We start from the raw sequence: 15,779 nt of genomic DNA on the forward strand, positions 1-15,779 counted from the left end.
GCTGCTCTCCGGAATCCGGCGAGGTAAACCCACGGCGATGTTCAGGTGTCGGTGCGGGAAACGGTGACCGTCGAGCGTGCCGGCGGCGCGACGATGGGTGGGCCCGTGTCGACCGATGCCTCTTGGGAGCGTGCCGCGTGACGTCGTCGGACCGTGTCTCCGCACGATTCGTGGAACTGCTGGACACCCGCCCGGAGATCCGGCGGGAAGCCGCGGAGGACTTCGGCCACCTGGTGTGCGCACCGCCGCTCGGCGTGCTGCGGCCCCGGTCGGCGGCCGAGGTCGGGGACGCGCTGGCGTATGCCGGGCCGCGCGGGATCCCGGTGGCGGCGCGGGCCGGCGGTCACTCGATGTACGGCCAGGGCCAGGCCCGCGGCGGGATCGTCCTCGACCTGCGGGAGCTGAGCGCGGTCGGGCCGGTGGCCGGGGACCGGGTGGCGGTGCAGGCGGGCGCGCTGTGGCGGGACGTGCTCGCGGCGACCCTGCCGTACGGGCTCGCCCCGCCCGTGCTCACCGACTACCTCGGTGCCGGTGTCGGCGGCGTGCTGAGCGTGGGCGGGCTGGGCGGCGCGAGCCACCGGCACGGCCTGGTCGCGGACTCGGTGCTGGAGCTGGAGGTGGTGACCGGCGCCGGTGAGCACCTGGTCTGCTCGCCGGAGCGGCACGGCGCCCTCTTCCACGCGGTCCTGGCCGGCCTGGGACAGGTCGCCGTCATCGTCCGGGCCACCCTGCGGCTGTCCCCCGCACCCGCCCTGGTGCGCCGCTACTGCCTGTACTACCCGGACCTGGACGGCTACCTGGCCGACCAGCGCCTCCTTGCGACGGACCGGCGCTTCGACTATCTCGAAGGCCAGGCCCGCCCCGTCGAGGACACCGCCGGCGACTGGACGTACATGGTCGAGGCCCTGGCCGCCCATCGGGGTCCGACCCCGCCCGACGACGAGGCCCTCCTCGGTGGCCTCTCCTTCACCGGGTCCGAGAGCACGGACCTCGATTACGCCGAGTTCGCGAACCGGGTGGCCACCGACGAGGAGGTGCTGCGGGCGAGCGGCGAGTGGCTGCACCCGCATCCCTGGCTGAATCTGCTGCTCCCGGAGGACACCGCCGCGTCCGTCGTGACCGGCGTCCTCGCCGACCCCGGCTTCCGGGACCTGCGCACGGGCGGCCTGGTGCTGCTCTACCCGCTCCGCACCGGCGCCCTGCGGGCCCCGCTGTTCCGGCGCCCGCGCGGCGAAGTCGTCCATCTGCTCGCCCTGCTGCGCACCGCCCTCCCGGGCACGGCCGACCCGATGGTGGCCGCCAACCGCAGGGCGTACGAGTTCGCGCGGGCGCAGGGTGCGGTCGCCTATCCGGCCAACGCGCTGCCGATGTCCCCCGACGACTGGCGGGAGCACTACGGCAGCGGGTGGGACACCCTCGCCGGGGCCAAGAGCGTCCACGACCCGTACGGCGTCCTGGGCCGGGGGCACGGCCTGTGGGGGCCGTCGTGAGACGGGAGCGGACCGGGACGTCGGCAGCGCGTTCCGGCGGGGTGTCGATTCCGGCGGGCCCCGTTCGTCGGTGGGGTGTAGGAAGCTCTTGAGGACCGGGAGGAACCATGAAGTACATGTTGCTGGTCTGCGGCGACGACACCGCCGACGCGTCCGGGATGGCGCCGGTCGAACCCTGGGTGGAGGAGCACGGCGTCCGCGGCGGGACCCGGTTGTACGGCCACCGGCTGCAACTGCCGGACCGGGCGGTCACCGTGCGGGTGCGTGACGGGGAGGTGCTGCGGACCGACGGGCCGTTCGCGGAGACGAAGGAGTACGTGGCCGGGTTCGACGTCGTCGACTGCGACAGCCTGGAGGAGGCCGTACGGATCGCCGCCGGGCATCCGGTGGCCGCCATCGGGGCGATGGAGGTGCGCCCGTTCTGGGACGAGGGGCTCATGGAGGACGCCGAGGGGGCCGTCCGCCGGATCGACGCCGAACTGACCGAGGCCGTCGGCGAGCGGGACGTCGAGCGGATGATGGCCTGCTACGCCCCCGATGTGGAGGCCTTCGGACCCGCCGGTCTGCAGGGGCAGTCGGGGATCGGCGCGCTGCGCAAGACGGCCGAGGAGTGGTTCGCGACGCTGACCGGGCCCGTGCATCGCGAGGTGCTGGAACTCCGCGTCCGTCCCGGGGAGGGCAGCACCTTCAGCCACGCCCTCGTCCGGCTCCGCGGCACCCGGGTGACCGGGGAGCCCCTGGACCGGGTGGTACGGGTGACCACCGGCTACCGGGACACCGGTTTCAGCTGGGTGATCGCCCACGAACACGTCTCGGTGCCCCTGGAGGCGAACCCGTCATGAAGTACGTCATGTTCATCTGCACCCCCGTCGGCGGCGCGGAACTCAGCCCCGCGGAGATCGCCGAGGACCCGCGCTTCACCTCGTACATCGACGAGGTCCGCACCCGGGACGTCGTCCGGGGCGGCGCCCGGCTGCGGCCCGCCGCCGACGCCACGACCGTCCGGGTCCAGGGCGCCGAAGTGCTGCTCAGCGACGGGCCGTTCGCCGAGACCAAGGAGTACATCGCGGGCTTCGACGTGATCGAGGTAGCCGACCTCGACGAGGCGATCGCGCTGGCCTCCCGGCACCCCGCGGCGCTGGCCGGCGGCTCGGTAGAGGTACGGCCGGTCTGGGAGTGAGCAGCACGGACGAGGTCGAGGAGGCCGTCGCCGCCGCCTTCCGCGCGGAGTGGGCCCAGGTCGTCGCCACCCTGATCCGGGTGACCGGCGACTGGGACCTCGCCGAGGAGTGCGCGCAGGACGCCTTCGCCCAGGCGCTGGAGCGGTGGCGGCACGACGGGGTGCCGGACCGCCCCGGCGCCTGGCTGACCACGACCGCCCGCAACCGTGCCCTGGACGTGCTGCGCCGGGAGGCGGTGGGGGCCCGGAAGCTGCGGGAGGCGGCAGTGCTGGCACGCGACGAGGGGCCGTACGACCCGGACCAGGACGGCGACGACAGCGGGGTGGCGGACGACCGGCTGCGGCTGGTCTTCACCTGCTGCCATCCGGCGCTGCCGATCGAGGCCCGGGTCGCGCTGACCCTGCGCACCCTCGCCGGGCTGACCACGCCCGAGATCGCCCGCGCCTTCCTCGTCCCCGAGGCGACGATGGCACAGCGGCTGGTGCGGGCCAAGCGGAAGATCCGCAACGCCGGCATCCCGTACCGGGTGCCGCCGGCGCACCTGCTGCCCGAGCGCACCACCGGTGTCCTCGGCGTGCTCTATCTCCTGTTCAACGAGGGGTACGCGGCCACGGCCGGGGCCGGCCTGATGCGGACCGGCCTGTGCGCCGAGGCGATCCGGCTGGCCCGGCTGCTGGCCGGGCTGATGCCCGACGAACCGGAGGTCGTCGGGCTGCTCGCGCTGATGCTGCTGCACGACGCCCGCCGGGAGACCCGGGTGGACGCGGCCGGCGACCTGGTGACCCTGGAGGACCAGGACCGCACGGCCTGGGACCGCGCCGAGATCGAGGAGGGCACCGCGCTCCTGGAAGGCGCGCTGCGCCGGGGGCGCCCCGGCCCGTACCAGATCCAGGCCGCCATCGCCGCCTGTCACACCACCGCACCGCGAGCCGCCGACACCGACTGGGCCGACATCGCCGGCCTCTACGGGGAACTCCAGCGGTACGTCCCCTCGGCGGTGGTCCGGCTGAACCGCGCGGTCGCCGTGGGCATGGCCGAGGGCGGGGCGGCGGGCCTCGCCCTGGTGGCGGAACTGGAGGCGACGGACGACCTGGCCGGCTACCACCTGCTGCCCGCGACCCGCGCCGACCTGCTGCGCCGCATGGGGCGCCTGCGGGAGGCGGCCGAGTCGTACGAGCAGGCCCTGGAGTCGGTGGAGAACGCGGCGGAACGCAGGTTCCTGGAGAAGCGGCTCGCGGAGTGCCGGTCGGCGTAGCCAGCCGGGGGCCTGCCACAGGCTCCGCCCGGGGGGTGCCCCCACTCCGAATCCGGCAGCCTGCTGGAGTGATCACGGGGCGGGCCGCCCCTAGCGTGCTGGTGCATGGCAACGTTTCCCGTGAAGTCCGCCCTGGCGTTATCGGTGGCGGCGATCGTGCTGGCGGCCGCACCGGCGGCCACCGCGCAGTCGTCACCTCCAGGGCCGTCCGAGCGCTGCGGTACGCATGCCGGCGTCCGCCGAGCGCTGACCGAGCTGACCACTGACGACCACATCGCCGGAGCCTCGGTCCTCGCCGACGGCCCGTGCGGACGCTGGACCGAGACGGCCGGTACGGCCGATCTGCGCACCGGCCGGCCCATGAACACCACCGACCGGCTGCGCGTCGGCAGCGTCACCAAGACGTTCACCGCGACGGTCGTCCTGCAACTCGTCGCCGAGCACCGGCTCTCGCTCGACGCCTCCGTCGACCGCTACCTGCCCGGGCTGATCCACGCCCACGGCTACGACGGGCGCCACATCACCCTACGGCAACTCCTGCGCCACACCAGCGGGTTGCCCGACTACCTCGACGCACCCGAGTGGGAGCACCCACAGCGGCTGCGGTACCGCCACTTCGAGCCGCGTGAGTTGATCGCGCGCGCCCTCGAACTGCCGCGCCCGCAGCAGTCCTGGCACTACGCCACCACCAACTACCTGGTGCTGGGCCTGATCGTCCGGCAGGTCACCGGTCATGGTCCCGAGGACGAGATCGACCGCCGGGTGATCCGGCCCCTGGGGTTGCACGACACCTACTGGCCGGGGGACGAGACCCGGATCCAAGGGGCGCACTCCCACAGCTACTTCACGGACGACGACGGACAGCGCGTCGACGGCACCGACTGGAACATGACCTTCGGCGGCGTCGGCGGGGCGCTCGTCTCCACCCAGGCGGATCTCACCCGGTTCGCCACCGCCCTGATCGGCGGACGGCTGCTGCCGGCGGCCCAACTCGCCGAGATGCGGCGGACGGTGACCGCCGATCAGGACCGGCTGTGGCCGGGCGCCCGTTACGGGCTGGGCCTGATCTCGTCACCACTGTCGTGCGGCGGGGTGTGGTGGGGGCACGCCGGGACCGTGCCCGGCGGCCATCGCGCGCTGGTCGCCGTCGGCCCCGGCGGGCGCAGCGTGGCCGTCGCCATGAACCAGGTACCGGACAGCCTCCAGGCCGAACTGGACTTCCAGGACCTCGTCGACAAGTCCCTCTGCGACCCCGGAAGGACCTCCGCATGACCGGCTTCGCGGCCACGGCCGCCCTGGCCCTGGCGAGCGCCCTGGCCCTCGGCACCGCACCGGCCACCGCCAACGCCCCGGACCCACTGGCCCGCTACCACCACCAGCACCTCACCTGGAAGAGCTGCGTGCGCGGACCCGACGACGACACCGGCAAGGATCTCGAGAAGGCCGGCGCCCGCTGCGCCGACGTCACCGTGCCGCTGGACTACGACGACCCGGGCGGCCGTACGATCACCGTCGCGATCTCCCGGATCAGGGCCACCGACACCGCGCACCGCGTCGGCGCGCTGCTGCTCAACAGCGGTGGCCCGGGCGGGCAGACGCTCGGTGACCCGCCATGGGTGCGGGAGGCGATGAAGGACACCGGCAAGCGGTACGACGTGGTCGGCGTGGACCCCCGTTTCGTGGGCCGCAGCACCCCGCTGGACTGCCACTGGCCGACCGGGTCGCAGTTCCGCAGCCCGGGGCCCGACCGGGCCGGCTTCGACCGCTCGACCGCTTTCGCCCAGGAACTCGCCCGGGACTGCCGGAAGTACGAGGGCGGCGTCCTGCCGTACGTCACCACCCGGAACACCGCGCGGGACATGGACGTGATCCGCGCGGCGCTCGGGGAGCGGCGGATCTCCTACCTCGGCTACTCGTACGGCAGTTACCTCGGCGAGGTCTACGCCACGATGTTCCCGAAGCGCACCGACCGGGTCGTCCTGGACGGGGTGATCGATCCCGACCGCTACAACCCGCGGCTGCTGCGGGGCGCCGAGCCCGCCAACCGGCACGCCCTGCGGGACTGGGCCGCCTGGGCCGCCGCCCGCGACTCGACGTACGGTCTGGGCCGTACCCGGGGCGCGGTCCTGGCGGCGGTCGACCGGATCCAGGCGGCCGCCGAGCGCACGCCGCTGCGGGTCGGCGGCTACCGGGTGGACGAGAGCGTCGCACCGCTCGTCGTCTTCAACGGCCTCTCCCAGGACAACGATTCGGCGTACGGCGACTTCGCGCGGGCGGTGCGCGATCTGCGCGAGGCGGCCGAGGGGAAGGCGGTCACGCCGAGCCCCTGGCTCGCCGGCATGCTCGGGTTCATGCTGACCGGCTCCGAGTCGGAGTACGGCAGCGTGCAGACGTCCATCCTGTGCGGTGACGTCGGTGCGCCGCGGGATCCGGAGACGTACTGGCGTGACGTGCAACGGGCCCGCGCGCAGGACCCGTTGTTCGGGCCGGTGACCAACGACATCGGTCCGTGCGCGTTCTGGGATCCGCCGCGCGAGCGCCCGACCACGATCCGCGACGACCTGCCGGCGCTGCTCGTCAACGCGACCGGAGACCCGCGCACCACCTACCAGGGCGCGCAGGCGGTGCGGGGTGACTGGCCCGGCTCCCGGCTGGTGACCCTGCGCGGTGCCGACCAGCACGCGGTGTTCGGCGTCTACGGCAGCGACTGCGCCGACACGGCGGTCAACGCCTACCTGGCCACCGGGCGGTTGCCGGCCACGGACGTGACCTGTGAGGCGTCCCCGCACTGACGGACGCCTCCGGGCCGTCCCCGGCGGGGACGGCCCGGTCCACGCCGGTCAGGTGCTGCCGTGCCGCCGTGCTTCCTGCGCGAGCGCCCTGAACTCCCGCCATTCCACCTGCGGCCGGGGCAGGCCGCGCCGTTGCAGGTAGCGGTCGGTGGCCCGTTTGGTGGTGCGGAGCACGCTCACCGCGTCGCTCGCCCGGCCCGAGCCCATCGGCTCCACCACCTTGGCGGGGACCAGCAGCAGTCCGGAGCCGCTCGCGCGCAGTTCGCCGCGCACGAGCGCGTTCTGCATGTGGTTGAGGCGGTCGTCGTGCCGGTGCACCAGGAGCGCGGCGGGGCCCGGCACGGCCGGGCAGTCGGCCGGTACGTCCACGGCGAACCCCTCGCCGGTGGGCACCGGCCGGGTCCGGGCCAGCACCGGCGCCCCGGAGGCGTCGCGCGCGGCGAGCACCGCGGTCGGGAAGCGGGCGAGCTGCGCGGCGCCCACCAGGTCGCCGGCCGCCGCCGTGGGTGCGGACGCGTCCGACGCGGGCGACGGCGACCGTACGACGACCTGCTCGGGCGTCACGGTGATCAGCAGCCGCAGGTAGTACCAGTCCATCAGCAGCCGCATCGGTGCCGTGACGTACGACCTGCTGTGCGGCTGCCGTTCGAACAGCATCCGCCAGTAGTCCTCGGCGCCCTGCGGCCCGGTCATGATCTCGTCGGGGCAGTCGGCACGGCCGCCGACGAATATCTGCGGGGCCTTCTCCAGGCCGCTGCCGGTGGGGTCGGAGAAGAGCAGGGCGACGCGGCCGTCCCGGCGGATGTTCAGCGCCTTCTGGGCGAACGCCAGGGAGGTGCTGAGCAGCAGTGTCCCGTCCGGGCGGCGCCGTACCGCCGTCGGCCAGGCGAGCGGGGTGCCGTCCCGGCCCAGGGTGGCGAACTCGCAGGTCCGGTAGGCGTCGAGGACGTCGAGCGGGGCGGAGTCGAGAAGTGCCACGGTCTACTCCTCCCCGTCCAGCGGAGCGCGCATGCTCCGGCGGTAGGAGTCGTACTGGCGGCGGCCGACGGCCTGCCACAGCAGCCGGCCGATCAGCGGGGCCTTGCCCAGGAAGTAGGCGCTCTCCTCGGGTGTCGCCTCTTCGAGGATCGCGCCCAGGGCCAGCATGCGCTTGTTCTTCGGCAGCCCCTCCAGGCCGCGCTGTCCGACCAGTTCCCACTCCGGGACGGTGAGGTGCTCGGCGACCAGCGGCAGCACCGAGCGCTCCTCCTCGTCGAGGTGCTCCAGGAGCGAGAGGCGGTGCGCGTCCAGTGCCAGCGCCAGTTCCTCGCCGGTGGTCCGGTCTCCCGATCCCTCCCAGCGGGGCGTCCACTCGGTGACGGCTGCCAGGGTGCGGTCGATCGCTTCGTGCTGCTCGGTCATCCGCGCCACCAGCGCCTCGTCCTGTGCCGCCCGGGCCCGCAGCAGCGGCCAGATCAGCTCGTCCTCGGCATGGTGATGGTGGTGCAGGCCGAGGTTGTAGTCGCGCAGGGCGGCGGCGACCCGTGCGGCCCGGGTCCGGTCGCCGTCGGGGACGGCGCGCACCAGCCGGGGCAGCAGCGCCGACTCGCGGCGGAAGACCCGGTGGACCACGACCATTTCGTGGGTGTAAGGACGCTCGGCGGTGGCGGAGGCGCTGTGACTGCTGTTGAGGGACACGCTCTTCTTGCTCCAACGATCTGATGTCTGGGTCAGCCGCCCACCGTTAGTCACCCCACTTGGCGTCCACTTGGCGTCCGCTTGGCGGTCGGCCCGGGGCCCGCGTCGGCGCCCGGCCCGGTGGTGGCTCCGGCGGTCGGCCCGACCGCCCCGTACAACACGCGTTTAACGTCTGTTGACAGGTCCGACGCCGCGTTCGGGTAGTTTCCTGCGGCGTGCTGCGTTTGCGAGTCCTGGGTCCGCTGGGTGCCGAAGCCGCCGGGACACCGGTCGAGTTGGGTGCCCCGCGGCAGCGTGCCGTGCTGGCCCTGCTGATAGCGGCCCGCGGCGCGGTCGTACCGGTCGACCGGATGACGGACGCGCTGTGGCGGGGCGAGCCGCCGGCCAAGGCCACCGTGTCGCTGCAGGTCTACCTGTCCAACCTGCGCCGGTCGCTGGAACCGGGGCGACCGCCGCGGGCTCCCGCCACCGTCCTGGTCACCGCGGCGCCCGGGTACGCCCTGCGGCTGGCCGGGGACGCGGTGGACGCCTGGCGGTTCGAGGACTGGGTCGTGCGTGCCCGCACCGCCCCGGCCGAGGAGGCCCGGCTGCTGCTCGCCGAGGCGCTGGGCTGGTGGCGGGGGCCGGCCTTCGCCGAGCACGCGGACGAGGAGTGGGCGGCCGCCGAGGTGGCCCGGCTGACCGGGCTGCGCGCGGAGGCCCGGGAGCTGGCCGTGGCCGCGGACCTGCGGACCGGCCGGTCGGCGCAGGCAGCGGCCGACGCCGAGTCGCTCGTCCGGGACAGCCCGCTGCGCGAGGAGGGCTGGCGGCTGCTCGCGCTCGCCCAGTGGGCCTGCGACCGGCGGGCCGACGCCCTCGCCGCGCTGCGCCGCGCCGCCGCCGTGCTGCGCGCCGAACTCGGCTGCGATCCCGGTCCCGCCCTGCGGGAACTGGAGCACGCCGTGCTCAACGGGCGGCTCGACGTGCTGCGGGCGACCGTGCCCGAGCCCGTCGCCGAGCTCACCGCTCGCACCGGGCCCGGTCTGTTCGTCGGCCGGGACCCGGAGCTGCGGAGCCTGGACGGAGCGGCCCGGACCGCCCGCCGGACCGGCGGCCTCGTGCTGGTCACGGGCGCGGCCGGGGCGGGCAAGTCCGCGTTCCTCGACCGGGCCGCCGCCCGGCTGCGGGAGGCCGGCTGGCGGGTGGTGATCGGGCGCTGCCCCGAGTACGAGGGCGCGCCGCCCGCCTGGGCCTGGGTGGAGGCGCTGGGCGCGCTCGCCCGCGAGGTGCCCCCGGCCCGGCCGGAGGAGCTGGCCGTGCTGCTGCGGGAGCCGGCGGGCACGGCCGGCCCGACCCAGGACGAGGCCACCGCCGGCCGCTTCCGCATGCACCGCGCCTTCGCCGCCTGGCTGCGCGACGCGGCCTCCCAGGCGCCCCTCGCCGTCCTGCTGGAGGACCTGCACCGGGCGGACGCCGAGACCCTCGCCCTGGTCGAGGCGGCGGCCGCCGTCACCGGGGTGCCCCTGCTCACCGTCGCCGGCTACCGGGCCACCGAGGTCGGCGAGCACCTCCTCAAGACCCTCGCCCAGCTCGCCCCGGCCGCCCCGCACCGGATCACGCTCGGCGGCCTGACCCCGCGGGAGACCGCCACTCTGGTCGACGCCGTCTGCGGTGCGCCCGTGGATCCGGTGACCGTGATGGCGCTGGCCGAGCGCACCGGCGGCAATCCCTTCTACGTCCTGGAGAGCGCCCGTCTGCTGGCGGACGAGGGCGCCCTGGTCGCGGTCTCCGAGGTCCCCCAGGGAGTGCGTGACGTGCTGCGCCGGCGGCTCGCCCTGCTGCCCGCCGCCGCCCGGTCCGTCGTACAGCTCACGGCCGTGCTGGGCCTGGAGGCCGAGGTCGCGCTGCTCGTCGACGCCGCCGAGACGGACGAGGAACAGGTCCTCGACGGCCTGGACGCGGCGCTGGCCGCCGGTCTGCTCGCCGAACCCGGGCCGGGCCGCGTCCGGTTCGTGCACGCCCTGGTCCGCGACACCGTCTACGCCGACCTGTCCGGCGCCCGGCGCTCCCGGATGCACGCCCGCGTCGCGCGCGTGCTGCGCCACCACAGTCCCACCGAACTCACCGCTCTGGCACACCACTTCGCGCACTCCGGCAGCGCGGCCGACGCCCCCCTCGCCGTCGACTACGCGCTGCGGGCGGCCGAGGCCGCCGAACGGCGCTACGCCCACGACGTCGCCGTCACCCTGATCCGGCAGGCGATCGACACCCACACCGCGAGCACCGGCGACGGTGCCCCGCCCGACCGGCTGATCGAGCTGCTGGTACGACTGCTGGGCGCGCAGGTGCGGACCGGCGCCACGGCCGCGGCCCGGCGCACCCGGCAGCGTGCGGTGGAACTCGCCGAACAGGCCGACCGGGGCGACCTGGTCGCGGCCGTCTACGGGGTCTGGACCGAGCCCGCGGCCTGGCGCAGCCGGCTCGAAGGACCGTACGACCGGACCGCGCTGGCCCGCCTCGAAGGGCTCGCGGCCGATCCCGGGCTCGACGGCCCGACCCGGGCCCGGGTCCTCCAGGCCGTCGTCGACACGGTCGCCGCCGAGGATCCGCCGCGGGCCCTGGAGGCGGCCCGCGTCCAGCTGGCGCTCGCCCGTGCCGACGGCGAAGCCCCGCTGATGGCCGCCGCGTTGATGACCTCGGCCCGGTTGCTGCCGCACGAGACCCGGGCCGCCGCCCGGGCGCCGCTCACCGCCGAACTGCGCGGCCTCGCCGTCGCCCACGACCTGCCCGCCTACCGGTGGATCTGCGAGAACCTGGACTCGATGACCGCCGCCGCCCGCAACGACCCCGCCGCCGTGCAGCGACACACCGAGGAGGGTCTGGTCCTCGCCCGCCGCTACCGCCTGGTGTGGGCGCAGGGGCTCAGCGCCGCGACCTCCGCGATGCTGGCCACCGTGGCCGGGCGCTTCGACGCGGCGGAGGCCGCCTATGCCGAGGCGGACACCCTGCTGCAACAGGTGGGCGCCCACCACGCAACCGGCCTACGCGCGCTGGCGGTGATCAACATACGGCTCCTCCAGGGCCGGACGCCCGAGATCGAGCCGACGGTCCGTGCCGTGTACGAGTCCGCCGGCGCCCCGGTCGCGGTCGTCCGGGCGCTGGTCCTGGCCCGCCTGGGCAGGCTCGACGAGGCCCTGGCCGTGTCCGTCGCACCGGAGCCGCTGCGGGACCATCTCTACGGCCTGGAGCTCGACTTCCGCGCCCAGCTCGCCGTGCTCCACCGGGACCGCGACATGGCGACCGCCCTCGTCGGGCACCTGCTTCCGCTGCGGGACCAGCTGGCGGGCGTGGCCGGCGCGGTGTACGCGGGCCGGCCGCTCGCGCACGCCCTCGCCGACCTGCACCGGCTCCTCGGCGAGGACCGGGCGGCGGCCGAGGGCTATGCCCTGGCCCAACTCACCGCGGATGCCTGGGGTTCGGCCCACCTCGCGGCGAACGCCCGGCGGGCGGCGGCGGACCTGGCCGAGGCCCGGGCACACCGCCGCACGTTCGTGACCTGACCGCGCCCCCGGGGCGTCAGCCGCCGAGCGCGGTCATCACCACCGCCTTGGCCTCCTCCTGCACCCGGGCCAGGTGGTCGGGGCCGTGGAAGGACTCGGCGTAGATCTTGTAGACGTCCTCGGTGCCGGACGGGCGGGCCGCGAACCAGGCGTTCTCCGTGATCACCTTGATGCCGCCGATCGCCGCGCCGTTGCCCGGTGCCTCCGTGAGGACGGCGGTGACCGGCTCGCCCGCCAGGGTCTCGGCGGTGACCTGGGCCGGGGAGAGCTTGGCGAGGAGGGCCTTCTCCTCGCGGGTGGCGGGGGCGTCGATGCGGGCGTAGGCGGGTTCGCCGAAGCGGGCGGTGAGGTCGGCGTAGTGCTCGGACGGGGACCTGTCCGTCACGGCCGTGATCTCGGAGGCGAGCAGGGCCAGCAGGATGCCGTCCTTGTCGGTGGTCCACACCGAGCCGTCGCGGCGCAGGAAGGAGGCGCCGGCCGACTCCTCGCCGCCGAACCCGATGGCACCGCTGACCAGTCCGTCCACGAACCACTTGAACCCGACCGGGACCTCGACCAGTTGACGGCCGAGGTCGGCGGCGACCCGGTCGATCATCGAGGAGGAGACCAGGGTCTTGCCGATGCCTGCGCTCGCCGCCCACTGCTCGCGGTGGCGGTAGAGGTAGGAGATGGCGACGGCGAGGTAGTGGTTGGGGTTCATCAGACCGGCATCGCGGGTGACGATGCCGTGCCGGTCGGCGTCGGCGTCGTTGCCGGTGGCGACGCGGAACTCGGCCCGCTTCTCGATCAGCGAGGCCATGGCGTACGGCGAGGAGCAGTCCATGCGGATCTTGCCGTCCCAGTCCAGCGTCATGAACCGCCAGGTGGGGTCGGTGTACGGGTTGACCACGGTCAGGTCGAGGCTGTGCCGTTCGGCGATCCGGCCCCAGTAGGCGACGGAGGCCCCGCCGAGCGGGTCGGCGCCGATGCGCAGTCCGGACGCCCGGACCGCGTCGAGGTCGAGGACGCTGGGCAGGTCGTCGACGTAGACGCCCATGAAGTCGTACCGGGCGGTGGTCGGCGCGGCGAGCGCGCGCTCGTAGGGGATCCGCTGTACGTCCTTCAGCCCGCCCGTGATGATCTGGTTGGCGCGGTCCTGGATCCAGGAGGTGGCGTCGGAGGCGGCGGGGCCGCCGCTGGGCGGGTTGTACTTGAAGCCGCCGTCGGCGGGCGGGTTGTGCGAGGGGGTGACCACCACGCCGTCCGCGAGGCCGGTCGTACGGCCCCGGTTGTGGGTGAGGATGGCGTGCGAGACGGCGGGGGTGGGGGTGTAGCCGTCGGCGCTGTCGATCAGGACGGTCACTCCGTTGGCCGCGAAGACCTCCAGTGCGGTGACCTTGGCGGGCTCGGACAGGGCGTGGGTGTCGGCTCCGAGGAAGAGCGGGCCGTCGGTGCCCTGGCCGCTCCGGTACTCGCAGATGGCCTGGCTGGTGGCGGCGATGTGGTCCTCGTTGAACGCGGTCGTCAGGGACGATCCACGGTGTCCCGAGGTGCCGAACGCCACCCGCTGTCCCGGGTCGGACGGGTCGGGGTGCAGCGCGTAGTAGGCCGTGACCAGCCGGGCCACGTCGACGAGGTCCTCCGGAGCCGCCGGCCGGCCCGCTCGCTCATGCGGCATGAGTCCACTTCCTCCGCAGTCGTTGATCGATCGCTCGTCGCCCATCTTTCCTTGTCAGCGGCCATCGACGCGAGTGCGGCACCGGCCGCGCGCCGAAGACACGGCGGGTTCACGCCCGGTTCACAGCAGTCGTACCGCGCCGGGTGCCCGCTCCTCGAAGATGTCGATCAGCCAGTCGAAGACGGTGGGCCCGCGTCCGGCGCGGGCCTCGGCCAACTCCGCCGCCACGGCGGCACGGTTGGTCGGGTGGCAGCGGCCGAGTCTCAGCTCCAGTTGGCGGGCGGTCTCCGCATGGCCCAGATGCGCGCGGGAGGTGTCGTGGTCGCGCCACTCGAAGACGAAGTCGCCGTCGTCGGGTGTGCCGAAGCCGCCGCTGAGGCAGTCGGCGAACGCGTCGAGGTTGCGGCCGAAGTAGCCGCCGGGCCCGTTGACCGCCTCGCCGATCACCTGCCAGAAGTCCTCCAGGGTCCGGATCGCGGTGCCGTCCAGTGCATAAGTCGCCGTCACGGCCCGAAGGATACGGCCCCGCCGGCCGGACGCCCGCAAGCATTGATTGCGCACTGCGGCCCTCGCGGGGAACCACAGACACCCTCATCGATATATCGTGATACGCCACAGACCGTATCGATGGTGTTGACCGCAGGAATCGAGGGGTTCGGGATGCCGACCGAGCACGCCACCAGTCCGCTGCAGGATGCCCGGGTCCAGGCCGTGCTCGACCGGATCCGGGCCGAGCACCGCCGTCCCGCCGGGGGCGGTCCGCGCAGCGGCATCCGGGACCCGCACGCCTTCCCGGACATCGGCTTCTCCATCCATCCCGCACAGGGCGACCTGATCTATCTGCTGTGCCGGGCCGTCGGCGCCACCCGTGTCGTCGAGTTCGCCACCTCCCTCGGCGTCTCCACGCTCTACTTCGCCGCCGCGGTCCGCGACAACGGCGGCGGCACGGTGATCGGCTCCGAGATCGTGCCGGAGAAGGCGGCCACCGCCCTGGGCAACCTCGCCGAGGCGGGCCTCGCCGACCTGGTCGACCTCCGGATCGGGGACGCCCGGGAGACGCTGCGCGACCTGGGCGGGCCCGTCGACTTCGCGCTCATCGACGGCTGGCCGGTCGACTCGGGCCCCTCGCTGGCCCGTCAGATCATGGAGACCGTCGCCCCCCAACTGCGCCAGGGCGCACTGGTGATGAACGACAACGCCGAGCCCGACTACCTGGACTACATCCGCGACCCGGCCAACGGCTTCCGCACCCTCTCGCTGCCGCTCAAGGGCTCGACGGAGCTGTCGGTGAAGGTGGGCCCGTCCGGCGGCTCGTGAGACCGACGGCAGGGACGGCGGGTGACGAGCGCGCGAGGGCCCCGGTCGGTTCCGGGGCCCTCGCGTGTCGTTCGGTCTGCCGCGGCGTTCGGCGTGCCGCGGAGTCGGTCAGTGCGCCGCGGGCACCGTGCGCGCGGCGGCCGGCGCCTTCGCCGGCCTCGGGTTGAGGACGCGGTCGGCCAACTCGCCGAACAGCAGACCGAATCCGCCCCACAGCGCCACCTGGATGGCGAGCGCCGAGAGCCGGAACCGCCACAGCAGGGTGGCCGGGAAGTCCGCCGGCACCTCGTTGATGACCGGCAGGAACTGGTACGCCAGCCCGATGGCGACGCCGAACGCGACCACCGCGAGCACGGTCGCCCACCAGGTGCCCAGCCGCGGCTGGAGCCGCTTGCCGAGGATGGTGGCGGCCACCGCGAGGAGCACGCTGAGCAGCATCATCAGGAAGTACAGCGTGGTCCGCTTGCCGATGGTGTCCGGGTCGCCCACCGACGGCGGGTTGGCCGGGTACTTGAGGAACGGCACCACGTACACGGCCGTCAGCGCACAGCAGGACAGCAGCAGCGCCGTCGCCCGCGGCGAGAAGCGGCCGACGCGGCCGAGGGCGAAGCAGTAGGCCAGGGCGGCGATGCCGCCGAAGGCCACGCCGTAGACCAGGACGCCGGTGGCCAGACCGGCGGTGGACTGGAGGGAGCGGGAGACGACCTCCATCTCGTGCTCGTGCGAGTGGGCGTCCTCGAAGCTGATCGCCCTGTCGACGTTCGGCTCACCGAGCAGGTAGGCGACGACGAGGGCGAGCAGACCGGCGGCCAGGCCGGCGAGCATGCCCCGCACCAGGAGGTTTCGGACCGTTGCGGAGTTCATGGGTGGT

13 protein-coding genes are annotated in these 15,779 nt (G+C 74.2%); 8 read left to right on the forward strand and 5 right to left on the reverse strand.

What is annotated here, in order from left to right; genetic code table 11:
• Positions 1-137 precede the first annotated feature (137 nt).
• The 6 genes from ACWGKQ_RS14895 (at position 138) to ACWGKQ_RS14920 (ending at position 6,718) form a co-directional block, all read left to right on the forward strand.
• The gene (locus ACWGKQ_RS14895; RefSeq protein ID WP_453292315.1) at positions 138-1,490 is read left to right on the forward strand and encodes an FAD-binding protein; all 1,353 of its coding nucleotides are present in this window, start codon (positions 138-140) and stop codon (positions 1,488-1,490) included.
• A gap of 107 nt (positions 1,491-1,597) precedes the next feature.
• Positions 1,598-2,332 (forward strand): nuclear transport factor 2 family protein, encoded by a 735-nt coding sequence (locus ACWGKQ_RS14900; protein ID WP_453292316.1) that lies wholly within the window; start codon positions 1,598-1,600, stop codon positions 2,330-2,332.
• Positions 2,329-2,670, forward strand: coding sequence for a YciI family protein (locus ACWGKQ_RS14905; protein ID WP_453292317.1), 342 nt, complete (start codon positions 2,329-2,331; stop codon positions 2,668-2,670). The genes ACWGKQ_RS14900 and ACWGKQ_RS14905 overlap by 4 nt, the downstream gene beginning before the upstream one ends.
• Positions 2,667-3,926: an RNA polymerase sigma factor gene (locus ACWGKQ_RS14910; RefSeq protein ID WP_453292318.1), complete on the forward strand. Its 1,260-nt coding sequence runs from the start codon at positions 2,667-2,669 to the stop codon at positions 3,924-3,926. Before ACWGKQ_RS14905 ends, ACWGKQ_RS14910 begins: the two co-directional genes overlap by 4 nt.
• A gap of 105 nt (positions 3,927-4,031) precedes the next feature.
• Positions 4,032-5,198: a serine hydrolase domain-containing protein gene (locus ACWGKQ_RS14915; RefSeq protein WP_453292319.1), complete on the forward strand. Its 1,167-nt coding sequence runs from the start codon at positions 4,032-4,034 to the stop codon at positions 5,196-5,198.
• Positions 5,195-6,718, forward strand: a complete 1,524-nt coding sequence (locus tag ACWGKQ_RS14920) for an alpha/beta hydrolase (RefSeq protein ID WP_453292320.1) — start codon at positions 5,195-5,197, stop codon at positions 6,716-6,718. The genes ACWGKQ_RS14915 and ACWGKQ_RS14920 overlap by 4 nt, the downstream gene beginning before the upstream one ends.
• A 48-nt stretch (positions 6,719-6,766) precedes the next feature.
• On the opposite strand, the gene ACWGKQ_RS14925 is transcribed toward ACWGKQ_RS14920, so the two are convergent.
• Positions 6,767-7,696 (reverse strand): pyridoxamine 5'-phosphate oxidase family protein, encoded by a 930-nt coding sequence (locus ACWGKQ_RS14925; RefSeq protein ID WP_453292321.1) that lies wholly within the window; start codon positions 7,694-7,696, stop codon positions 6,767-6,769.
• 3 nt (positions 7,697-7,699) lie between these two features.
• The gene (locus ACWGKQ_RS14930; protein ID WP_453292322.1) at positions 7,700-8,395 is read right to left on the reverse strand and encodes a hemerythrin domain-containing protein; all 696 of its coding nucleotides are present in this window, start codon (positions 8,393-8,395) and stop codon (positions 7,700-7,702) included.
• Between the two features lie 215 nt (positions 8,396-8,610).
• Between ACWGKQ_RS14930 and ACWGKQ_RS14935 the strand changes: the two genes are divergently transcribed.
• Entirely contained in the window at positions 8,611-11,934 is a 3,324-nt protein-coding gene (locus tag ACWGKQ_RS14935) for a BTAD domain-containing putative transcriptional regulator (RefSeq protein ID WP_453292323.1), read from the forward strand.
• A 16-nt stretch (positions 11,935-11,950) separates the two neighbouring features.
• Here the strand turns inward: ACWGKQ_RS14935 and pgm are convergent, their stop codons facing one another.
• Both pgm and ACWGKQ_RS14945 read right to left on the reverse strand, forming a co-directional pair.
• Positions 11,951-13,591 carry a phosphoglucomutase (alpha-D-glucose-1,6-bisphosphate-dependent) gene (gene pgm / locus ACWGKQ_RS14940; RefSeq protein ID WP_453292324.1) on the reverse strand — a complete coding sequence of 547 codons (1,641 nt, stop codon included), beginning with the start codon at positions 13,589-13,591 and terminating at the stop codon, positions 11,951-11,953.
• Between the two features lie 120 nt (positions 13,592-13,711).
• Positions 13,712-14,098: a barstar family protein gene (locus ACWGKQ_RS14945; protein WP_453292325.1), complete on the reverse strand. Its 387-nt coding sequence runs from the start codon at positions 14,096-14,098 to the stop codon at positions 13,712-13,714.
• A 153-nt stretch (positions 14,099-14,251) separates the two neighbouring features.
• Between ACWGKQ_RS14945 and ACWGKQ_RS14950 the strand changes: the two genes are divergently transcribed.
• Positions 14,252-14,908, forward strand: a complete 657-nt coding sequence (locus ACWGKQ_RS14950; protein WP_453292326.1) for an O-methyltransferase — start codon at positions 14,252-14,254, stop codon at positions 14,906-14,908.
• A gap of 108 nt (positions 14,909-15,016) precedes the next feature.
• Here ACWGKQ_RS14950 and ACWGKQ_RS14955 read toward each other — a convergent pair whose 3' ends face one another.
• On the reverse strand, positions 15,017-15,772 hold the full coding sequence (locus ACWGKQ_RS14955) for a CbtA family protein (protein ID WP_453292327.1): 756 nt from the start codon (positions 15,770-15,772) through the stop codon (positions 15,017-15,019).
• Positions 15,773-15,779 lie beyond the last annotated feature (7 nt).

It is taken from the genome of Streptomyces sp. NPDC054770 (genome assembly GCF_053611985.1).

Excerpts from the sequence above, each read along its gene's own strand:
- pgm (WP_453292324.1), bottom strand. The coding sequence starts at position 13,591 with ATGCCGCATGAGCGAGCGGGCCGGCCGGCGGCTCCGGAGGACCTCGTC.
- ACWGKQ_RS14950 (WP_453292326.1), top strand. The coding sequence starts at position 14,252 with ATGCCGACCGAGCACGCCACCAGTCCGCTGCAGGATGCCCGGGTCCAG.
- ACWGKQ_RS14915 (WP_453292319.1), top strand. The coding sequence starts at position 4,032 with ATGGCAACGTTTCCCGTGAAGTCCGCCCTGGCGTTATCGGTGGCGGCG.
- ACWGKQ_RS14905 (WP_453292317.1), top strand. The coding sequence starts at position 2,329 with ATGAAGTACGTCATGTTCATCTGCACCCCCGTCGGCGGCGCGGAACTC.
- ACWGKQ_RS14955 (WP_453292327.1), bottom strand. The coding sequence starts at position 15,772 with ATGAACTCCGCAACGGTCCGAAACCTCCTGGTGCGGGGCATGCTCGCC.
- ACWGKQ_RS14920 (WP_453292320.1), top strand. The coding sequence starts at position 5,195 with ATGACCGGCTTCGCGGCCACGGCCGCCCTGGCCCTGGCGAGCGCCCTG.
- ACWGKQ_RS14900 (WP_453292316.1), top strand. The coding sequence starts at position 1,598 with ATGAAGTACATGTTGCTGGTCTGCGGCGACGACACCGCCGACGCGTCC.